At 61.3% G+C, this 19462-nt stretch carries 19 protein-coding genes and 1 pseudogene; 15 read left to right on the top strand and 5 right to left on the bottom strand.

Annotation, left to right across the window (positions count from 1 at the left end; genetic code table 11):
- Window positions 1–28: 28 nt before the first annotated feature.
- Both ACWNZ1_RS13780 and ACWNZ1_RS13775 read right to left on the bottom strand, forming a co-directional pair.
- Window positions 29–655, bottom strand: coding sequence for a LysE family translocator (locus ACWNZ1_RS13780; protein ID WP_238346647.1), 627 nt, complete (start codon window positions 653–655; stop codon window positions 29–31).
- Window positions 656–685: 30 nt separating this feature from the next.
- Complete coding sequence (locus tag ACWNZ1_RS13775) at window positions 686–1399, bottom strand: autoinducer binding domain-containing protein (RefSeq protein ID WP_158296367.1); 714 nt, start codon at window positions 1397–1399, stop codon at window positions 686–688.
- A 266-nt stretch (window positions 1400–1665) separates the two neighbouring features.
- On the opposite strand from ACWNZ1_RS13775, the gene trpC reads away from it, so the two are divergent.
- The 15 genes and pseudogenes from trpC to ACWNZ1_RS13700 all read left to right on the top strand — a co-directional run bounded on the left by trpC (window position 1666) and on the right by ACWNZ1_RS13700 (window position 15962).
- Complete coding sequence (gene trpC / locus ACWNZ1_RS13770; protein WP_280944098.1) at window positions 1666–2454, top strand: indole-3-glycerol phosphate synthase TrpC; 789 nt, start codon at window positions 1666–1668, stop codon at window positions 2452–2454.
- Window positions 2451–3506, top strand: a complete 1056-nt coding sequence (locus ACWNZ1_RS13765; RefSeq protein WP_135845931.1) for a Gfo/Idh/MocA family oxidoreductase — start codon at window positions 2451–2453, stop codon at window positions 3504–3506. Before trpC ends, ACWNZ1_RS13765 begins: the two co-directional genes overlap by 4 nt.
- Complete coding sequence (locus ACWNZ1_RS13760; protein WP_158296366.1) at window positions 3503–4636, top strand: DegT/DnrJ/EryC1/StrS family aminotransferase; 1134 nt, start codon at window positions 3503–3505, stop codon at window positions 4634–4636. Before ACWNZ1_RS13765 ends, ACWNZ1_RS13760 begins: the two co-directional genes overlap by 4 nt.
- Complete coding sequence (locus tag ACWNZ1_RS13755) at window positions 4633–5748, top strand: DegT/DnrJ/EryC1/StrS family aminotransferase (protein ID WP_135845929.1); 1116 nt, start codon at window positions 4633–4635, stop codon at window positions 5746–5748. The genes ACWNZ1_RS13760 and ACWNZ1_RS13755 overlap by 4 nt, the downstream gene beginning before the upstream one ends.
- Complete coding sequence (locus ACWNZ1_RS13750) at window positions 5732–6601, top strand: sugar phosphate isomerase/epimerase family protein (RefSeq protein ID WP_135845928.1); 870 nt, start codon at window positions 5732–5734, stop codon at window positions 6599–6601. The genes ACWNZ1_RS13755 and ACWNZ1_RS13750 overlap by 17 nt, the downstream gene beginning before the upstream one ends.
- The gene (locus tag ACWNZ1_RS13745) at window positions 6585–7859 is read left to right on the top strand and encodes a M20/M25/M40 family metallo-hydrolase (RefSeq protein ID WP_256453314.1); all 1275 of its coding nucleotides are present in this window, start codon (window positions 6585–6587) and stop codon (window positions 7857–7859) included. The genes ACWNZ1_RS13750 and ACWNZ1_RS13745 overlap by 17 nt, the downstream gene beginning before the upstream one ends.
- Before the next feature lie 6 nt (window positions 7860–7865).
- Complete coding sequence (locus tag ACWNZ1_RS13740; protein ID WP_135845926.1) at window positions 7866–8951, top strand: Ldh family oxidoreductase; 1086 nt, start codon at window positions 7866–7868, stop codon at window positions 8949–8951.
- Window positions 8948–9865, top strand: coding sequence for a Gfo/Idh/MocA family protein (locus ACWNZ1_RS13735; protein WP_135845925.1), 918 nt, complete (start codon window positions 8948–8950; stop codon window positions 9863–9865). Before ACWNZ1_RS13740 ends, ACWNZ1_RS13735 begins: the two co-directional genes overlap by 4 nt.
- On the top strand, window positions 9855–10271 hold the full coding sequence (locus ACWNZ1_RS13730; RefSeq protein ID WP_135845924.1) for a DUF6917 domain-containing protein: 417 nt from the start codon (window positions 9855–9857) through the stop codon (window positions 10269–10271). The genes ACWNZ1_RS13735 and ACWNZ1_RS13730 overlap by 11 nt, the downstream gene beginning before the upstream one ends.
- A pseudogene (locus tag ACWNZ1_RS13725) lies at window positions 10157–10840 on the top strand (phenylalanine--tRNA ligase beta subunit-related protein); the annotation flags it as partial. The gene ACWNZ1_RS13730 and the pseudogene ACWNZ1_RS13725, both read left to right, overlap by 115 nt.
- Before the next feature lie 84 nt (window positions 10841–10924).
- Complete coding sequence (gene trpB, locus ACWNZ1_RS13720; protein WP_238346762.1) at window positions 10925–12136, top strand: tryptophan synthase subunit beta; 1212 nt, start codon at window positions 10925–10927, stop codon at window positions 12134–12136.
- Window positions 12133–12921 carry a tryptophan synthase subunit alpha gene (trpA, locus tag ACWNZ1_RS13715; protein ID WP_135845922.1) on the top strand — a complete coding sequence of 263 codons (789 nt, stop codon included), beginning with the start codon at window positions 12133–12135 and terminating at the stop codon, window positions 12919–12921. Before trpB ends, trpA begins: the two co-directional genes overlap by 4 nt.
- On the top strand, window positions 12918–13544 hold the full coding sequence (locus ACWNZ1_RS13710) for a phosphoribosylanthranilate isomerase (RefSeq protein ID WP_456027697.1): 627 nt from the start codon (window positions 12918–12920) through the stop codon (window positions 13542–13544). Before trpA ends, ACWNZ1_RS13710 begins: the two co-directional genes overlap by 4 nt.
- 64 nt (window positions 13545–13608) lie before the next feature.
- Window positions 13609–14640 carry an anthranilate phosphoribosyltransferase gene (gene trpD / locus ACWNZ1_RS13705; protein WP_135845920.1) on the top strand — a complete coding sequence of 344 codons (1032 nt, stop codon included), beginning with the start codon at window positions 13609–13611 and terminating at the stop codon, window positions 14638–14640.
- On the top strand, window positions 14637–15962 hold the full coding sequence (locus tag ACWNZ1_RS13700) for a nucleotide sugar dehydrogenase (protein ID WP_238346645.1): 1326 nt from the start codon (window positions 14637–14639) through the stop codon (window positions 15960–15962). The genes trpD and ACWNZ1_RS13700 overlap by 4 nt, the downstream gene beginning before the upstream one ends.
- On the opposite strand, the gene ACWNZ1_RS13695 is transcribed toward ACWNZ1_RS13700, so the two are convergent.
- The 3 genes from ACWNZ1_RS13695 to ACWNZ1_RS13685 form a co-directional block, all read right to left on the bottom strand.
- Window positions 15944–16747 (bottom strand): helix-turn-helix transcriptional regulator, encoded by an 804-nt coding sequence (locus ACWNZ1_RS13695; protein ID WP_135845919.1) that lies wholly within the window; start codon window positions 16745–16747, stop codon window positions 15944–15946. The two genes, ACWNZ1_RS13700 and ACWNZ1_RS13695, sit on opposite strands and share 19 nt — an antisense overlap.
- A gap of 78 nt (window positions 16748–16825) precedes the next feature.
- Window positions 16826–17410, bottom strand: a complete 585-nt coding sequence (locus ACWNZ1_RS13690; protein WP_135845918.1) for an anthranilate synthase component II — start codon at window positions 17408–17410, stop codon at window positions 16826–16828.
- On the bottom strand, window positions 17407–18888 hold the full coding sequence (locus ACWNZ1_RS13685) for an anthranilate synthase component I family protein (RefSeq protein ID WP_178084316.1): 1482 nt from the start codon (window positions 18886–18888) through the stop codon (window positions 17407–17409). Before ACWNZ1_RS13685 ends, ACWNZ1_RS13690 begins: the two co-directional genes overlap by 4 nt.
- Window positions 18889–19462 lie beyond the last annotated feature (574 nt).

The raw sequence follows: 19462 nt of genomic DNA, 5'->3' as shown, positions 1-19462 counted from the left end.
TTGATTGCATCGGCCAAACCTGTGAGTGTTATTTCTGGCTGAGCGCGGCGATGGAAAGTCCTGACACGATGAAGGTCAACCCCGCGCCGAGGTTGAGCCCGTTGGCGAGGCGCGGGCGTTTGTAAATGTATTGCGACAGGCGCGTGGCGAAGATACCCATCAACGAAAATCCCACGGCCGTCAGCAGAGCGAACCAGAACCCGTAGACCAGCATCTGCACAGTGACCGAGCCAAGTGCGGGGTTGATGAATTGAGGGATGAACGCCAGCACGAACAACCCTGGCTTGGGATTGAGCGCCGCTGAAAGGAAGCCTGTCAGCAAGATGCTGCGCAGGGGCTGTCGCGCGGCGGGCGCGAAGGTGATCAAGCTTTTGGCACGCAGCACCTTGATCCCGAGCCAGAGCAGGTAGGCGGCCCCCACCAACTTGACCACCCAGAAGGCGACGGTCGAGGTCTGGATCAACAACGTGAGCCCCAGCGACGCGGTGGTGACGTGAAACAGGATACCCAGGCCAGACGACAGGCCCGACACGAGGGCTGCCAGGCGACCCTGGCTGAGCCCGCGTCCTATCGCCAGCAAATTGTCAGGGCCTGGAGAGAGGACCAGCAGCACGCAAGCTGTGGTGTAGGTGAACCAGATATCCATTGGAAACACGGTGACGCTCCCTGCGAGGTAGGTGTGGGGTCAACTGATGATGCCCAGGACGGCTGCCCTGACCACCGCTGCGGTTTTGTTAGTGGCGCCGAGCTTGCCCACGGCGTTCTTCACATGGAATTTGACGGTGTCGAAGGAGATGGCCAGGATCTGCGCGATCTCTTCCTGTGTCTTGCCATCGGCCGTCCAACGTAGCACCTCGATTTCCCGTGCGGTCAGCCGGTAATGCTGGGCCTGATGTGACGGGGTGATCAGCAGCCTTTCCATCACTGGCGCGATAGTCTCGGCAAGCCAGCGCATCTTGAGTTCCTTGGCATTGAGTTCGGTCACATCCAGCGTAGAGCCGCTGCGGGCGAGCGTCAGCATGCTTTGGTGGCGCGAGGCATTGGTGCGCGAGCAGGCCCAGCCGTATCGCAGGCCTGCGGCGCGAGCTTCTTCCCAGAATTGCGGCATCTTGCGCATGAGTTCTCCCTGCCACAAAAAGGGTGTGGTGCAGGCGCGCGCTCGCTGTACCGAAGGGTCGACAAGCAGGAAATCGGCGTCGCTGTAGCGGCGCTGCCAGGTGCTCGAGAAATTGCAGCGCATCTGCATGATGGGGTTGGAAAAAGGCAGGGCTGTGCAGACACCGAACGAAAACCATTCGAAATCCAACTCCCAGGCAACGCGTTGAACGCCGTTCACCAAGTCCTGCTCATCTTTGACCGAGCTTGTCCATGCCAGCAGGTTTGCGAGCCAAGTACGCATCGAATCTCCATTTCCGGATGCCGTTTCCCAGCGTTTGTTATACCCCAGCGAAATCCCCTTGGAAAGCCTGCAGGGCCAGTGCCATCGCATGCTGGTGCAGCCCATCGCCGATGGCATCCTGCCGCCTGCCTACCCCATTGGGTAGGTGGTTTTAAACCTTCACGGCCATTAGGTTTGCTCCTCGCCGGCTGGCAGAGGAACCGCTCGCTGTTTCTCTGCAGCCTTGTTACCGGCGTTATCCCAAACTCATTGATGGTGGTCGTTCCATGCTCGAAGAGATTGTCAGATACAAAGTCCAGGAAACGGCTCAACGCAAGCAGGCGCACGGTATCGATGCCCTGCTCAAGCGGATTCGTGACGCACGGGCGCCCCGTCACTTTGCCGGTGCCTTGGCAGGCGAGGGAATCTCGCTCATTGCCGAAGCCAAGTACCGCTCGCCGTCCAAGGGCGTGCTGCGTGCTGACTATGATCCACTCCAGTTGGCGATGGCTTACCAGGCCGGGGGCGCCAGTGCCTTGTCGGTCATCGCCGACAGTCGGTTCTTTGGTAATGCGCCCCATGTCGTTGGCATGCTGGCCAACCATCCTCAAATAACCTTGCCGGTGATGTACAAGGACTTCATCGTCGATGAGTATCAAGTCTACGAGGCGCGGGCTCTGGGCGCCGACGCGATATTGATGATCGTCCGCTGCCTGCCGCCCGGCAGCCTTGCGAGGTTGCATGCCTTGGCGAACCAGCTGGGGCTGGATGTATTGGTGGAGACTTTTGACGAGGCGGACATCGACCAGGCGCTATCGGTCGACGCGTCGATAGTGGGTATCAACAATCGCGACCTCGATACCTTCAAGGTCGACTTCGACCGTTCCGCCCAATTGTTCGAGTGTCTGCCTGCTTCGGTAATCGCCGTGGCGGAAAGCGGTGTTGCCGGTCATCAGGACATGCAATTGGTAGAACGCATCGGCTTTGCCGCCGCGTTGGTGGGGGAACGTCTGCTAACAGCTGCTGACCCTTGCCTGGAGAGCCGTCGGCTGCTGGACGCGGATGAGGCTGTATGACGATGCTGCGCTCAATCATCCTAGGCTTCGGTCACTGCGGGAGAAACCTGCATCTGGCCAGCCTGCGCTCATTGCATCGGCAGGGCTGCCTGCCCGACGTCGACACCACCATCACGGTCGTGGACCCTGAGCTGGGCAGTGGGTTGGTCGATGGCCTGGTGATGCAGCGCTGCCTACCCGAGGCGTCGGCACTGCAGGGCAGGGTAGGTGTCGTGCATATCTGTACGCCACCGGCCCTGCACTTGCGTCATGTGCACGAAGCGCTTATGGCCGGTTTCCGATACATCATCATTGAGAAACCCATGGTGATGAACCTGGCCGAGGCCCAGGCGCTGCGTTCCATGGAGCAACAATATGGTGCGCAGATCCTGGTGGTTTCGGTGTGGGGCCACAGTCAGTTGGTCCCACGGCTCACCCGGTGGCTGGAAGCTAGTGAACAGCCGCTTCGCAGTGTGCACATCGTCCATGACAAGCCTCGCTTTTCGCGCTCTTTCACCCGCCATGGCGAACACCTGTTCGACATTGAAATGCCGCATCAGGTCAGCCTGGCGTTGCTGTTCGCGGGTGCTCCGGCGTCCGGGTTCCGCGCGCACACCGAAGATCTGCGCGTCGAAGGCAAGCTGCGCCAGGCCATGAAGGCCGGCAGCATCGGCTGGCGCGATGAGCAAGGCATCGAGGTGCTGCTCGAATCGGATCTTGCCAGCCCGATCCGCCAACGCAGTGTGCGCCTGCAACTGGAGAGTGGCGAATGCTGCGAAGGCTTTTTCCCCGTAGGCGCCGACGACAGCTACGCACAGCTCAGATGCGACACCGAGCACAGTGGCAGTACTGCTCACCAGATCTTCGCTGACGAGCCCCTGACCACATGTGTGGGCGAGTACTACCGCTATTTCAGGAACCACCTGCAGGGTCACGGCGCCGATATGCCTCGCAGCGGCACAGTGGCGTTCAACCAGCAGGTTGTCGAGTTGCTGGAGCAGGCCCGCGGCGTTGCATCTGCCAGCGCATTGGCGTCGATCAATATGCATATGGCCAAGGAGGCCGTTCGATGAGTGTTCCGTTTTTCCAGATCACCGAAGGATTCACCCGCGCCTTGCCGCTGCTGGAGGAGGGGCTGGCGGAGTTTCATCGACAGTCCGGTTGGGTCAATGACCAACAGGTGCGGGCGTTTGAGCAGGCTATCGCCACTTATACCGGCGCGCCCCATGCTATCGCCACCGGCAACGCTACCGATTCGCTGATCATCTGTCTGATGGCGCTGGGCATCGGCCCGGGTGATGAAGTCATCGTGCCTTGCTACAGCTTCTTCGCTTCGGTCTCCTGCATCCTGCAAGTGGGGGCGACGCCGGTGTTCGTCGATATCGAACCTGGCAGCTACGCAATTGACTGCTCCCTGATCGAAGCCTGCATCACCCCGCGTACCCGAGCCATCATGCCGGTCCATCTGTTCAGGCAAATGGCCGAAATGGACGCGTTGATGGACATCGCCCGTCGACATGGTTTGAAGGTTGTCGAGGACAGCGCCGAAGGTATCGGAATGCGCTGGAACGACAGGCATGCCGGGCTGATCGGGGACCTTGGCGTACTGTCGTTCTTTCCCACCAAGACCCTGGGTGCGCTCGGCGATGCCGGAATGGTCCTGACCCGCGATGCGGATCTGGCCAGGCGGGTGCGACAGATCCTCGACAATGGCCGTGATGCCAGCGGCCTGGCGCAGTGCCTGGGCTACAACAGCCGAATGGACGACCTGCAGGCCCTATGGCTGAGGGCACGATTGCCCGAGCTGGACCAGGAGATCGAACGACGTGCCGCGCTTCGCGATGCCTACGACTTGCACCTGGGGCCCTTGGGTGAATACCTGCAGGTGCCGGTCACGTTGCCTCGGGCAGCGCGCCAGCGATGCGTCGACTATGTCTACCTGATCGAGGCGCAGAACCGTGACGGTCTGGCCGAGCATCTCGCTGCGCGCGGGATTGGCGTCGAGGCCTACTACCCGCTGCCGCTGCACCTGCAGCCGGTGTGCGCCGGGCCAACCCATGCCGAGGGTCGTTTTCCGGTCGCCGAGCGGGCCGCCACCCGGGCGTTGGGCCTTCCTCTCTATGCCGATCTGACTGCGTCAGATGTTGCCAGCGTGTGCCAGGCGATCACCGAGTTCTATGCCGCTGCCGGAGCCCAGTCATGATCAAGTACCAGGATTTCCAACGCCGTTATCCCAATGCGCAGACACAGATACTCGAGATTCTCGCTGCCCGGGTCCAACAAGGCGATTTCATTCTCAAGCAGCAGGTTCAGAATTTCGAGCAAGTCCTGGCGACCAAGGTCGGTGCGCGCCACGCTGTCTGTGTAAGTTCTGCGACCTCTGGCCTGACCCTGTCGCTGATTGCATCCGGTATTGGACCGGGAGATGAGGTCATAACACCTGCTTTTTGCTATGTATCGGCCGCCTCATCCATTGTGCAGGCGGGTGCTACACCGATATTCGTGGACGTCGCCCCCCACAGCGGCGTGCTCGAGGCCGAGGCCGTCGTCCGCGCCTTGACCCCCCGGACGCGGGCGGTATTGGTCGCCCACCTGTTCAGCGGCCTGGCTGACGTCGACGCGTTGCGTGAGGCATTGCCCGACGATGTCCTGATTCTCGAGGACAGTGCCACCGCATTCGGTGCGCGCCTGCGCGGCCGTCATGCCGGCACACTCGGTGACATTGGCGTGTATTCCTTCTTTCCGGCCAAACCCTTGGGCGGTATCGGCGACGGTGGCGCGGTGATTACTGACGACGACCAGGTGGCGGGAGCCGTCCGGATGCTGCGCAATCATGGGCAGGACGGCCGTCGGCGTTTCTACCACCAGCGCTTGGGATACAACAGCCGCATGGATGAGACCAATGCCGCCTGGCTGCAGGCCCGGTTGCGGGAAAACGACTTGCACCTGGCCCGCAAGCAGGCCATTGCAAAGGCCTACGACGAAGCCATCGAAGCCAGCGACGGCGTGTTGCTCGGCCAGCATCGCGGTACCCCGGATTTCTCCCCTCACGCTTATGTCGTGCGCAGTGCCGAGCGTGAGCGGCTGACCAGGCATCTCACCGCGCGCGGTATCCAGACCCGCGTGCATTTTCCTGTGCCGTTGCCTGAGCAGCCGGCGTTTGTCCAATGGTCCGCAGGGCCGGCGCACTACCCCAATGCGCGTCTGCTGGGCAAGCAATGCCTGGCATTGCCCCTGTGCTCCGGCATGAGCGATGGGCAGGTATCGCGCGTCATCGAGGCGTTGAAGGAGTTCAGCCATGCCGAGGTCATTTAAGCTCACGGGGATCGCCGATGAAGGCTGCGCGTCCTTGGCCGAGCAGTTGGCGTGCCACGCTGAACTGGGCTGGCGGCATCTCGAGCTGCGCAGTGTCGACAGCGTGCCGCTGGCCAACCTGTCGGAACGATCACGCGTATCGATGTGCGATTCGCTGCTCGCACAGTCCGTGGACGTGGTGGTCCTGGCCTCGCAGATCGGCAATTGGGGCAGCAGGATCGATACCGACTGGCAGACTGACTGGGCCGAGTTGCAATGCCTGTTGCAGATGGCCGGGCGTCTGGGGACGCGGATGATCCGTGTCATGTCCTACCCCAATTGTGGCTGGGACGAGGCCCGCTGGCGGCATGCGGTCATTGAGCGATTCAAGCGTCTGGTCGAGGTGGCCGAAGACGCCGATGTCGTGCTGATACACGAGAACTGTGCCGGTTGGGCCGGCCAGGGCGCCGAGCAGACCTTGCAGTTGCTCGATGCCGTTGGCTCGGATCACTTGAAGCTGTTGTTCGATATCGGCAATGGCCTGAGTTATGGCTATGACGCCTTGGCGTTCCTGCGCCAGGTTCTCCCGCACGTGGCGCATGTGCATCTGAAGGATGGCTGCCGGGAAGCGGACGAAGTGCACTACACCTTCCCCGGGGAAGGCCAGGTGCGGGCCAAAGACTGCATCAATCTGCTGCTGGACAAGGGTTACAACGGCTGGTTTTCGATCGAGCCGCACCTGTGCCTGATTCCGCACCTCAAACAGTCGGCCACGGATCCGCATCGACAACGGCAGACCTATCAGGCCTATGCCGGGCATGCACGGGACTTGCTGCAATCCTGCCAGGAGGCGAAACATGCTGTTCACGGATAAATACGTAGACCGGCTTGAGCAACTGCTGTGCATCGACACGGTGACCCCGATGGAGACCGGCCAGCCCTCGTGCATCGCACAGGCCAATATGCTCTTCGCCCAGTGGGCGCAGGCAGTGGGCATGCGCGAGGTGTTCAACGGTCCTGGTGCCTTGCCCGATGAGGCGCGAGTGCCGGTGTCGGTACAGCGCCGGATGAACGAGGCGCCGCAGTTCCTGGCTTGGCAGCCCCATAGCGTGCTGGAGATCGGCAACGGGCCACGGGAACGTACGGTCATGTTCAATTTCCACATGGACACCGTGTCACCTCATCTGCCTGTGCAGGTAGTCGACGGCTGCGTACAGGGCCGCGGCGCGGTGGACAATAAGGGGCCAGGCCTGGCGGTGCTGGCAGCGCTGGAGGCCTTGCAGATGCAAGAGCCGCAGGTGCTGGACGATATCCGGGTGCTGATCCAAGTGGTCGCCGGTGAAGAAGGGGGCGCCATGGGCGTCTATGGTACCCGCTACCTGTGCGAGCAAGGCTACCTGGGCTGTCTGAACATCTTCGTGGAGCCTACCGGCCCCGGTTACTTCGATGCCTCTACCACCTCGATGACATACGAAGTACGGATGGACGGCAGGGATTCGACCGACGACTTTCCGCAACAGGGCGACAATGCTTCGCTGGTTCTGGGTTTCATCGCCCAGGCCATGGCTGCCCAGTTGGCAGAGCCGTTGCACGCGCTGCAGGTGAAAATGACCCTGGCCGGCCTGCATACCGGCATGCACCACAACCGGGTTTACGGTAGCGGGCACTGTCTCTTCAATTTTGCCTATCGCAGCGCCGCTCAGGCGAGGGATGCCGAGGTGTTGGTCGAGCAGGCGTTCGACCAGGCGTTGCAGCAGTGCGGCTCACGTTTCGCCCAAAGCCCGCCATTCCTCATGACTGTCGAACGCCTGCGCACGACCTGCAGCGCTCGTTGGCTCAAGCGCGGCTTGCCGGTCCTGAACAACCGCCATGTGGCCTTGCAGCGCCTGTTGGGCGAGGCCGGCATCGTGCCGAACCCGGATGCCGAACAGGCCTTCACCTGCGATGCGATGTGGGCTCAGGGCAACGGCGCCTACAGCGTCGTCTGGGGGCCGGGCTCACTGGCCGACAACGGAGCGCACACCTCCCGTGAATACGTTTCGATCAATGACCTGGACACCTTTGCAGTCGCTGTAAAGGGGCTGCTACGTCGCTTTGCCGAGCCGATCGAAAACACTCTCAAGCAAGGATAAAACGCTATGGATTTCTTCTGCATTGCAGCCAACGAGCTGCATGGGTTCACTGTGGCTGCCCTTAAGGCAGCAGGCTTCACCGCATCCCAGGCCCAGAAGGCGGCGCCCGTGTTACTGCATGCCGATCTGAACGGCCACGATACCCATGGCATCGCCAACCTGGTCAATGTCTATATCGCCGGTGCCCGGAGTGGTGAAATCAACCTGGCCGCCACCGGCCAGTGGATCAGCGACCAAGGGGCCTGCGCCACCCTTGATGCCGACGGCGGGCTGGGACTGTTGGCGGGACAGCAGGCCATGGAACGGGCCATCGACAAGGCCCGGGACTTTGGGATCGGCTGTGTGGTGGTGCGTAACAGTTCGCACTTTGGCGCGGCAGGTTTCTACGCCAGCATGGCACTGGAACACGGCATGATCGGCATGGCCATGACCAACCTGGGTCGTGAGCCTGTCGCTCATCCGCTGGGCAGTATGGCGCCCTTGATGGGGACGAACCCGATCAGCCTGGCGGCTCCGGTGGCGGCTATGCCAGCGCCATTCCTGTTGGACATGAGCACGACGGTCTGCGCCAGCGGCAAGATCAAACAGGCCATTCGACGCCAGCAAACCATTCCCACCGGCTGGCTTCACGATGCCGAAGGCCGCGAGGTTAGCGATCCTGGCGCGTACCTGGACGGCAGCGCGATGCTGCCGATGCTCGGCGGGGCTTACGCGGAGCAGGGCGGACACAAGGGCTTGGGCCTTGGAATGATGGTCGAGATCCTGTGCGGGGTGCTCAGTGGTGCCCAGACCGGTGCGGACTTTGGCAACCCAGGGCGCAATAGCATCGGCCACTTCTTCCTGGCCCTGTCCCCCGAAGCCTTTGGTGCTGGCGAAGGTTTCCGCTCGTCGATGGACCGATTGCTCCAGTACATCACGCAGGCGCCCGTGCATCCGGCGTTCGACCCACTGAGCTATCCCGGCGCGCCTGACCTGGGGGTGCGTACCGAACGCCTGGCACAGGGCATTCCCGTCGATGCCGCACTGTTGGAGCAGCTCGACAGCATCGCGGGACAACTCGGTATTTCCCGAATCACGAGGACAGCGGCATGACCATAAGGCTTGGCATCATCGGCATGGGAGTGATTTCCCACTACTACCTCAAGGCGCTGCAAGACAGCACCCTGTGCCAACTGGTGGCAGTGTGCGACAAGGCGCCCGAACGGCTGGCGCCATTCGCGGCGACGGATGTGCGTTGCCATACCGATTACACCACCTTGCTTGCCGACCCGGACCTCGACGCGGTGATCATCAACCTGCCCAACCATCTTCACTTCACCGCTTGCATGGCCGCCCTGGAGGCGGGCAAGCATGTGTGCTGCGAGAAACCATTGACCCTCGAACTGGACCAGGCCGAGCAATTGCGCGACATGGCCCGCCGCTTGAACCTGACGCTGCTCACGGCCTTTCACCGACGCTACAACATCCACTTGCTCAATGCCGTGAAGCAAGGCCTGTTCAATGACGCGGTGCATGTCCGGGCGCGTTACCACGAGCGCATCGAGGATCATGCCGGCCATGACACCTGGTATTTGGACAGTGCCGCCTGTGGTGGCGGCTGCATTGCCGACAATGGCCCGAATGTCTACGACACGCTGAGCTTTGTGCTTGGCCGATTCGAGGTCACCGGGGCGCAGGTTCGTCGAAATGCGTTGGGGATCGACATGGGGGCGTTGGTCACGCTGACCAACGCGGTCGGGCTGGAGGCGAGCGTTGAACTGAGCTGGGACTATGCCCACGGCGAACAGAAGGACCTGGTGATCGACTACGCCGACGGACGCCAGGTCATCGTCGACCTGCTCAAGGACAGCGTGGGTTTCAAGACGTCCCTCTATCACGAATACGAGGGCGTCATCGCCCATCTCGCCCGGAGCATCCAAGGCATGGTCGAAGACGGTTCGATCGGTGTCGATGCGGTGCGGCTGGTACGCGCTACCTATGCGATGGAGGCCCGCGATGCTCGCTGAACAGCCCCGTCGGCCGTCCAAGGCCAGGCTCGAGGCGAGGCTGGTGAAGCTGCTCTATCACACTCAGCAAGCACGTGGCATGACGCTGATCGAGCACCGCTCCCGATGTGTGCGGCGCGGTGAGTTGCACGAAGTGGTGACGACCGACCAGGCAGGGGCCGAGCCGGGCGACCGGGTTGAGCGGGTCGGTTTCATCGGCTTCGTCGAAATCCAGCAGGCCGGGGTCATCGAGCGCGGTGACCGGGTGCTGCTGGGCGACACCTGCATTGGTCAGGTCATTGGCTTTGACGAATGCCACTTTCCCAACCACTACAACATCCTGATAGCGGCGGACGACCTGCTGACCGGTGGCACCCTCCGGGATTGCGGCTTAGGCAGTTACCTGCACTTCGAGGAAGAGCAATGAACGAGATATTCGAGATCGATGTATCGGCAGCGGCGCGTGTGCAGTTTCCAGGCGCCAGGGTCCTGGCGATGCGCTTGCCTGGCGTGGGAAGCGTCGATGGGGCGGGGCTTGACTGGTCGGCCAACCGCGCGGCATGGACTGGCGTGGACAAGGATGCCTTGCTGGCCCACCCATCGATTGCGCCGTATGCGAACTACTACCAACGTGCGGGCATTAATCCGCGCAAGCACCTGCCTTCGGTCGCCAACTTCATCCACCGTGCATTCGGCCGAGCCCAGGCACGGTTGCCGCGCATAAATGGGGTGGTCGATACGGTCAATTGGGTGGCGGTTTCCACCATGACTTCGCTGGGAGCATTTGATGCCGCGGGGATCGAGGGACCGGTGCTGCTGGACCTCTCTGGCGAGGACGAGTCGTACGAGCCCGTTGGCGGCCAAGGACGCGAGCCGCTGCCGGCCGGCCTGCTGGTGCTGCGTGACTCAAAGAAAGTCTTGTCGCTGTTTTCCATTCGAGACACGGTCCATACCGCTACCCGCGACAGCACCTCTGACCTGCTGTTGCTAGGGTGCGTATTGCCGCCACTCGACAGCACACCAGTCAGGGCAGCCCTGCAACTTGTCGCGCAACGCCTGGGAGGTGGGCGTTCGCCAGCGCTGGAAACCCTGGCAGGGCAAGGTCCTTGGTTCGATGACCATGGTGGGTGTTTCATCGCTGAAACACTCTCGCCTCCGGTCAGCGAACTGACCGAGCGTTATCAGCAAATCATCGCCAGTGCAGCTTTCCAGCAACGTTATCGCAGCTTGCTCAAACACTATGTCGGGCGGGCTACTCCCTTGACGTTGGTGGAGAACTTCTCCCGGGAAATCGGGGTGAAAACCTACCTCAAACGCGAAGACCTGGCCCATACCGGCGCCCACAAGATCAACAATGCCCTGGGTCAGGCGTTGCTGGCGCAGATGATGGGTAAACGCCGCGTGATCGCAGAAACAGGCGCAGGCCAACATGGCGTGGCGACTGCAGCGGCCTGTGCCTTGCTGGGGATCGAATGCGTGATCTACATGGGCTTGCGTGACATGCAACGCCAGGCGCTAAACGTACAACGCATACGGTTGATGGGCGCGCGGGTAGTGGCGGCCACCGGCGGGACCCAGACCCTCAAGGACGCGATCAACGACGCCCTGCGCGACTGGGTGGCCAATGCCGACACGACCTATTACCTGCTGGGATCGGCGTTGGGCCCGCACCCTTACCCGGCCATCGTCCGCTATTTCCAGAGCGTCATCGGCGACGAGGCCAGGCAGCAGTTCGCCGCGCTTGAGGACGGAGCACTCCCGGATGCGCTGGTGGCATGTGTCGGAGGGGGATCGAACGCCATCGGGTTGTTTTCGGCCTTCATCGAGGAGCCTGACGTGCAGTTGTTCGGTGTCGAGGCCGCCGGCCAGGGCGAGAGCAGTGGCAATCATTCGATCCGTTTCGGCCAGGGCGGACAGAGCCGTTCCGGGGTCTTGCAAGGGTGTCGCTCCTACGTCCTGCAGGACGCCAATGGGCAGATAGGTGAAACCCACAGCATCGCGCCCGGGCTGGATTACCCGATGGTCGGGCCTGAGCATGCCCAGTTGCGTGACAGCGGCCGCGCCAATTATCTCTGGGCCAGCGATGACGAGGCGCTGCAAGCACTCCAACTGCTATCGCGCTGTGAAGGCATCATCCCGGCCCTGGAAAGCGCCCATGCGTTGGCCGGCGCCATCAAGGTCGCGCGGCAACTGCCCCCGGGCGCGCGAATCATCGTCAACCTCAGCGGGCGTGGCGACAAGGACATGCAAACCATTGCCCAGCTCACGAGTGCGGAGGAAAACCCCCAATGAACCGTATCGACAGCTGTTTCGCCGATCTCGCACGGCGGGGCGAGAAGGCTCTGATGCCTTACCTGACGGTCGGCTATCCGGCACTGGACAGCCTGCCGGAGCTGGTACAGGCCGCACGCAATGCTGGTGCGGATGTCATCGAGCTGGGTGTGCCTTTCTCCGATCCGGTCGCCGATGGTCCGGTGATCCAGCAGACCAGCCATGCAGCGATTGCCAATGGCATGACCATGACGTTGGCATTGAAGCAGATCGCCGAACTTCCCCAGGACGACCAGGCGCCCGCGCTGGTGGTGATGACCTACACGAATCTTCTGCTTAACCATGGATACGAGCGGTTCGCCGCGCAGGCGGCCGAGGCGGGCATCAGTGCAGTGATTGTCCCGGACATGCCGGTCGAGGCCAGTGGCGAGTTGCGTGCCGCCCTGGAGGCGCAAGGTTTGTATCAGATTTTTCTGATGACACCGAACCTCAGCGATGAGCGCCTGCGCACGATTGCCAAACACGCCAAGGGGTTCATCTATCTGGTGTCGGTGCTGGGCACGACCGGTGAGCGCGACCAATTGGCCGACATCGGTCCGTTCGTGGAGCGGGTACGGCGATTTACTGACTTGCCTTTGGCGGTTGGTTTCGGCATCGGCACGCCCGAACAGGCCCGAGTCATGTGGCAGCAGGCAGAGGGCGTGATCATTGGCAGCGCTTTGGCACGCCGGCTGGCCGACCCAGTCGAAGCCGCTACGCAGGCCCACCACTATCTCGCTGGTTTCAAGGCCGGGGGCCGGCGATGAATGGCTGGAAGCAGGGAACGATCAAAGTGTGCGGGGTACGGACACCGGAAGACATCCAGGCATGCCTGCAAGCCCGTGTCGATTTGATCGGTCTGGTACTGGTGCCAGGTTCGAAGCGCGAACTGTCGCTCAAACAGGCAACGGTCTTGCGTGACCTGATCGGTGACCAGGCCAGGGTCGTGGGCGTGTTCATGAATCAGCCGTACAGCCAGGTCTACGAAACCACCCAGGCCCTGGACCTGGATCTGGTGCAGTTGCATGGCCAGGAGCAGGGGCGTTGTTGGGAGCAGCTGGGACGGCCTTTGATCCGTCGTGTGATGCCGTCGGATTACCGCCGCGATCGAAGGGCCTCGGCGCTGCCACTGGTCGATGCAGGGGCAGGCCATGGGATTGCGCATCCTTGGCCGGCCGCGCGCTACCTGGAGGCGATGATCGCGGGCGGTTTGACGGTCAACAGTGTCGCCGCGTTGATCGAAGCACTCGAACCCGCGGCCGTGGATGTGTCCTCGGGGGTGGAGTCGTCGCCAGGTTGCAAGTCGCCCCAGGCTATTGACGAGTTCTGTCGAAATGCCCGGATCGCCTTCGGGCAAGTGCGACGCGCGCAACGCAGCAGCAATCAGTAATGACGGCAGCCGCCGTGGCCTGCCAACAGGCGGGATAAGCCCAGCTAACAAGTGAGGGAAAACAATGCCGCAGAACGTGCGTGGAGTGGTTGCACGGTACAGCCAGGGGGAGCCGGTCGAGGCGCATCAGTTGCAAAGCGCCTTTCGAGCATTGATGCAGGGACAGCTGCCGGACTCGTTGATCGCTGCGCTGCTGGTGGCTTTGCAAGTGAAGGGCTTGGAGGCCCAGGCGATCGAGTGTGTCGCCCGCGTGGTGCGTGAATTTCTGATTCCGGTCCGGCATTCGGTGGCGGGGCCGCTGGTGGACCTGTGCGGAACAGGAGGGGATGCGCGGGCCACGTTCAACGTGTCGACCACCGCCAGCTTTGTGGTGGCCGCGGCGGGTGTGCGGGTGGCCAAGCATGGCAACCGCAGTGTCAGCTCGACCTGTGGCAGCGCCGATGTACTGGAAGCGCTGGGCCTGGATTTGCAATTGACGCCCGCACAGATCGCTACGTGCCTGGAACGGGTGGGAATTGGCTTCATGTTCTCGCCAGCCCATCGACCGGCTCTGCCGGGCTTGACGCGGGTCCGCAGTGAACTGGCCATCCGCACGATTTTCAATGTCATCGGCCCGCTGACCAACCCCGCCGCGGCGAGCAGGCAATTGCTGGGTGTGTTCAGCGCCGAGCTGGTGCCGATCATGGCGCAGGTACTCAGGGCACTGGGCAGCGAGCGGGCGCTGGTGGTCCACGGCGAGGATGGCTTGGACGAGATTTCCCTATCCGGTAGCACGCTGGTCGCTGAACTCTGGGATGGCGACATACGCCAGTACCACCTCCACCCCAGCGATTTCGGAATGAAGGTGTGTGATCTGGCAAGCCTCCAGGTCAGCAACATCGACCAGGCCCGGGCGTTATGCCTGGAAGTGCTCGCGGGTCGGGAAGGTGCTCCACGCGACATTGTCCTGCTCAACAGTGCCGCGGCGCTCTACCTGGGCGACAGGGTCGAGAGTATCGCCCAGGGGCTGGAGCTGGCGACCGGCATTCTGGACAGCGGAAAGGCCATGCAAACCTATGAATCGTTGTTGTCATTTACCCGTGGATTGCGAAATTGAAGGCACAGCCGGGTTTCAAGGAGCGAAGGATGGAACAGGTTTTTGGGACTGTCGCGGTGGTGGGGCTGGGCTATGTCGGGCTTCCTCTGGCAGTTGAGTTCGGCAAGCGCATGCCGACCATAGGCTTCGATATCTGCCAGCACAGTATCGATCAATTACGCGATGCAATAGATCCCTCCGGGGAGCTTGGCGAGGAGCAGATGCAGCAGGCGCACTTGCTCACCTATACGAGCGATCCGGCGGCGTTGCGCGGCGCGGACATTATCATCGTCGCGGTCCCCACACCCGTGGATGCGGCGAATCAACCTGATTTGTCACCCTTGATACGAGCCAGTGAAACGGTGGGGCGGAACATGAAGCCCGGGGCATTGGTCATCTACGAGTCGACCGTTTACCCGGGCGCGACCGAGGAACGGTGCATTCCCGCTTTGCAGGAGGCTTCGGGGCTGGTGTGGAAAGAGGGCTTCACTGTCGGCTACTCGCCTGAGCGAATCAATCCCGGCGATCGTACCCACACGCTTTGCGACATTGTCAAAGTCGTGTCCGGCGACAGTCCGCAGAGCTTGCAGACCGTGGCCGCGTTGTACGAGGTGATTGTCCGGCCGGGGGTGCATCGTGCTCCTTCGATCAAGGTGGCCGAAGCGGCCAAGGTCATCGAGAATACCCAGCGCGACCTGAACATCGCCCTGATGAATGAGTTATCGCTGATCTTCTCGGAACTGAAGATCGACACCTGCCAGGTGCTGGAAGCGGCGAACACCAAGTGGAACTTCCTTGATTTCAAGCCAGGGCTGGTAGGCGGTCACTGCATTGGCGTAGATCCCTATTACCTCACCTACAAGGCCGAGTCCCATGGCTACCATCCCCAGGTGATCCTTGCCGGGCGACGGATCAACGATGGCATGGGCAAGTGGATCGTCGAGAAAACCATCAAGCTGCTGATCGCCGCCAACCGTGTGGTGAAGGGCTCGACGATCAATGTGCTGGGGATCACGTTCAAGGAAAACTGCGCGGATGTACGCAATTCGAAGGTTCACGACATCATCGTCGAATTGCGAGCCTATGGCGTCAACGTCCATGTGCATGACCCGCTGGCCGACGCAGCGACGGTCATGCGTGAGTACGACTGCGCATTGAGCAGTTGGGAACAGCTGCCCGCAGGCGATGCGATGATCGTGGCTGTGCCGCATGAGGCCTATCGGCGCACCTCATTGCAGCAAATGCGCACCAAGTTATTGCCCGGGGCCTGTGTGATTGATGTCAAGGCTGTTCTGGATCGGGAGTCCTACGAGGCCGAGGGTTATCATTTCTGGCGTCTGTAGACCGCTGGTTCAACCGTCGGCGTGACGAGCCCGCAGGCCACCGCAGCACTGACGGCCTGCTGGCGACTCACCGAACCGAGTTTGCGTCGGGCATTGAGCAGGTGGAAGTCGATGGTGCGTTCGGAACAGGTCAGGATGTGGCTGATCTCCCAGGTGGTCTTGCCGGCGCTGGCCCAATACAGGCAGTCCAATTCTTTGGGCGTGAGGTTCTGGCGGGGCTGGGTTGCTGGACTCTGCAACTGATGGCGCATCCCGGCGAGCAGGTAGGGGATGAGCATGAATAATTGATAGACGGCGGGGTTGGAAAGCCCTTCTCGCTCGGTGATCTGGGTGTCATCGAACGCCACACTCAGTGTTCCCCTGAGCATCTCGTAGCGCAGCGGGATGCTCAGGCCGCTGCGCAGGCCGTGTTGCTCGCGTTGCTGCCAGAAGTGCCGGGAGCGTCCACGGGCGCGCCTGCGCTCGTTGTCCCAGAAAAAAGGCAGCAGTTCGCGCCGACAGTGCCTGAGTATCGGGTCGATCTCGATCAGCCCGTCACCGCGATAGTGTTCCAGCCAGCGTTTGGGAAAGGTGGTGATAAGGCCGGCGAGAGGGTCGGTGTCCCTTGGCGCTGCCGGTCCCAGACTGATGAGGTAGCTGCCAAAGCCGAGTTGGCGCAGCACTTTGTTGACCAGGCGCTCCCAATCGCAACGGTTGGCATCCTTGGCCAGACTCATGAAGGCGGTCAGCGGTGCGGTACGCCCGGCCTGGGTCCGGCCGCAGACGGGAGAGTTGAGTTTGTCCATAAACGAGTCGCTCTTGTTATAGCGGGAATGAAACAGCCGGAGCACGGAAAAGAAGGGGCGTGCGCCCCTCCTGGTGGGTCACTGGTGCACGTAACACTTGATGAAACTGCGGAACAGGTCCAAGCCGTTTTCGGTCAGGATGCTCTCAGGGTGAAACTGCACCCCCTCCACTGGCAGGTGGCGATGCCGCACGCCCATCACATAGCCGTCGTCGGTGGATCGCGAGGTGACTTCCAGACAGTCGGGTAATTGCTGGTCGCTGACCATCAACGAGTGGTAGCGGGTGGCTTGTATGGCACGTGCTTGCGTATGGTCGTAGACGCCCTTGCCATCATTCTCGATCTTGCTCACCTTGCCGTGCATCACGTGCGGGGCGCGGCAAACCTGGGCGCCGAAGGCCAGGCCGATGGCCTGATGACCCAGGCAAACGCCCAACAGCGGCAAACGCCCCTGAAAGTGCTTGATGACTTCGATGTAGCCAACGTCGGCCGGATGCCCAGGCCCAGGGCCCAGCACGCAGAAGTCCGGTGAAAAATCCTCGATGCGTTGCAGGAGGTCTGGCACGTCGTGACGCTCGACGCGGGTTTCCAGCCCCAGTTGTTCCAGGTACTGGCTGATGATAAAGACGAAGCTGTCGTAGGCATCGATCAGGAATACTTTCACAGTGCGATCTCCTTGCCGGTCACTGCCCGGTAGACAGAACCCATTTTGTACAACGTCTCTTTCCACTCCATCTCGGGAACCGAGTCGGCAACCACCCCGGCGGATGCCCGCAAGTGGTAGGTGCCCTCGTCGAAGACGGTCGAGCGAATGCACAGGGCGGTATTGACGCTGCCATCAAAACCTACCAGACCTAGGGCTCCGGCGTAGATGCCGCGGCGGTTGCTCTCCATTCCCTCGATCAACTCCATCGCCCTGACCTTGGGCGCGCCGGACATGGTTCCGGCGGGGAACGAGGCCTTGATCACGTCGTAGGCATCCAGGCCTGGGCGCAGCAGACCGCGAACGTTCGACACCATGTGATAGAGGTGCGAGTACTCCTCCACCAGCATGAACTCGTCGACTTCCAGCGAGCCGGCCTGGCAAACGCGACCGATATCATTGCGACACAGATCGATGAGCATCAGGTGCTCGGCGCGTTCCTTCTCCGAGCGGGTCAACTCCAGCACCAGCTGGGTCGGATCGACGCCAGGCTTCTTGCCGACAGTGCCGGCGATAGGACGCATCTCTATCAAATCGTCCTTGATCCTGACGAACAGTTCAGGACTGGCTCCGATCAGGTCGATACCGCCTACATGGGCCAGGTACATGTAAGGAGAGGGGTTGCGCAGGCGCAGGTTCTGGTACACATCGAACGGCGCAACCTGCGAGCGAATGCGGATCTCATGGCCGAGCTGGATCTGGTAGACGTCGCCCGCGCGGATGTGCTCCATCGCGACTTCGACACGTTCGCAAAATTGCTCCGGGGTGACCGTGCGGCTTTCCTCGAATGTCTCTGGATACGGTGGCAGATCCACTGCCTCGCACGCCGGGGGCGCGCTCAGGAAGGGGTAATCCTCCACTGTACGGGGCGCCCACAGAGGGTGGTTGTTGATCAGGGTTTCGACAATGCCGTTGCTGTGGAAATAAACCAGTGTCTGATAGACCGACAGGGCGATGAGCGGGTAGCTGTAGGTCTGTTCGGCGACATCGGGAAGGCGCTCGATCAGGCGAACGCAGTCGTAGGAGAAATAGCCGAAGAACGCCAGGCTGGAAGGGGCATTGGGTGCAGGCTGGAACGTAGCCTGGATGGCCCGGAGCAGGTTCCACGCTGCCTCGCTGTCCGGTAGATGGATCTTGTGCTCGGGATCGACCTGTACCCCCCCTTGTCGCAGGCTGGCGGACAAGTGTTCACACAGCGCAGGACAGCCTCGCAGTTGTGCCTGGCCCTCATCGATACACACTTCGAAAAGGGGCTCGAGCCCGATGATCGTCGCCCGGCGATCACGGCTTGGACCGGACAGTGATTCAAGAATGAAGACAGACTCGCGACCCAGTTGCTCCAGTGCATTTTCATATATGCCAAGTGCATCTGTAGGTCGACGTTCTTCGCGGCGAAGAACATTGACGCCAATTAAATGTTTGTTCACGGTTAATACCATTTTCAAGGTGCAACGATTCAGGCACTCGATTAAGAGAGCGCCACGGGAATATAAAGTGCACAGGCACTTTAAATAGGTGTTGACGGATATCCTGAATATTCGGGGCGGACGCTGTTCATGTCGCGCGCAATACCAGGCTTGCAACGGATTGCAGCCAGCGATGCGCAGGGCACAAGGCGCGAGCGCCTTAGAATTTCATTGGGGAGAGAGCAGGACGTTGCTGGCAGGCAGCAGACAGACGCTGGTCTTCGCTAGATTATTAGCGACGCCAGATATTGCTTTTGAAGATGGCCAGAATGGCCCGGGAACAGCTGTCGGGGTAGCTGTGGGAAGAGCTGATAGCAGAAAGGTGATAGTACATTTTAGACATCCCAGTCTTGGCTAGGCACTGCGGGAACGAGCGGCAGTGCGGCGAAATTACCAGTGTGCCCCGGGGCTGTCAACTGTTGGGCGGATATTAATATTTCATTCATTTCTTAGTGTCGTCAGGCACAACAACTATTCCTGCGCATATGTAATCGCGCGTGCTTTTAACAAGAAACTCGTGCGCGCACAACTGCGGGATAACGCAGCT

This window comes from Pseudomonas sp. CFBP 5748 (assembly GCF_053850495.1).
The sequence above is the reverse complement of the archived record's forward strand: the minus strand, read 5'-3'. Positions and strand labels throughout refer to the sequence as shown.

What these genes read in the sequence shown, in the direction of transcription:
- ACWNZ1_RS13775 (WP_158296367.1), bottom strand. Translation starts at nt 1,399, where the DNA reads ATGCGTACTTGGCTCGCAAACCTGCTGGCATGGACAAGCTCGGTCAAA.
- trpC (WP_280944098.1), top strand. Translation starts at nt 1,666, where the DNA reads ATGCTCGAAGAGATTGTCAGATACAAAGTCCAGGAAACGGCTCAACGC.
- ACWNZ1_RS13765 (WP_135845931.1), top strand. Translation starts at nt 2,451, where the DNA reads ATGACGATGCTGCGCTCAATCATCCTAGGCTTCGGTCACTGCGGGAGA.
- ACWNZ1_RS13760 (WP_158296366.1), top strand. Translation starts at nt 3,503, where the DNA reads ATGAGTGTTCCGTTTTTCCAGATCACCGAAGGATTCACCCGCGCCTTG.
- ACWNZ1_RS13755 (WP_135845929.1), top strand. Translation starts at nt 4,633, where the DNA reads ATGATCAAGTACCAGGATTTCCAACGCCGTTATCCCAATGCGCAGACA.
- ACWNZ1_RS13750 (WP_135845928.1), top strand. Translation starts at nt 5,732, where the DNA reads ATGCCGAGGTCATTTAAGCTCACGGGGATCGCCGATGAAGGCTGCGCG.
- ACWNZ1_RS13745 (WP_256453314.1), top strand. Translation starts at nt 6,585, where the DNA reads ATGCTGTTCACGGATAAATACGTAGACCGGCTTGAGCAACTGCTGTGC.
- ACWNZ1_RS13740 (WP_135845926.1), top strand. Translation starts at nt 7,866, where the DNA reads ATGGATTTCTTCTGCATTGCAGCCAACGAGCTGCATGGGTTCACTGTG.
- ACWNZ1_RS13735 (WP_135845925.1), top strand. Translation starts at nt 8,948, where the DNA reads ATGACCATAAGGCTTGGCATCATCGGCATGGGAGTGATTTCCCACTAC.
- ACWNZ1_RS13730 (WP_135845924.1), top strand. Translation starts at nt 9,855, where the DNA reads ATGCTCGCTGAACAGCCCCGTCGGCCGTCCAAGGCCAGGCTCGAGGCG.
- trpA (WP_135845922.1), top strand. Translation starts at nt 12,133, where the DNA reads ATGAACCGTATCGACAGCTGTTTCGCCGATCTCGCACGGCGGGGCGAG.
- ACWNZ1_RS13710 (WP_456027697.1), top strand. Translation starts at nt 12,918, where the DNA reads ATGAATGGCTGGAAGCAGGGAACGATCAAAGTGTGCGGGGTACGGACA.
- trpD (WP_135845920.1), top strand. Translation starts at nt 13,609, where the DNA reads ATGCCGCAGAACGTGCGTGGAGTGGTTGCACGGTACAGCCAGGGGGAG.
- ACWNZ1_RS13695 (WP_135845919.1), bottom strand. Translation starts at nt 16,747, where the DNA reads ATGGACAAACTCAACTCTCCCGTCTGCGGCCGGACCCAGGCCGGGCGT.
- ACWNZ1_RS13685 (WP_178084316.1), bottom strand. Translation starts at nt 18,888, where the DNA reads ATGGTATTAACCGTGAACAAACATTTAATTGGCGTCAATGTTCTTCGC.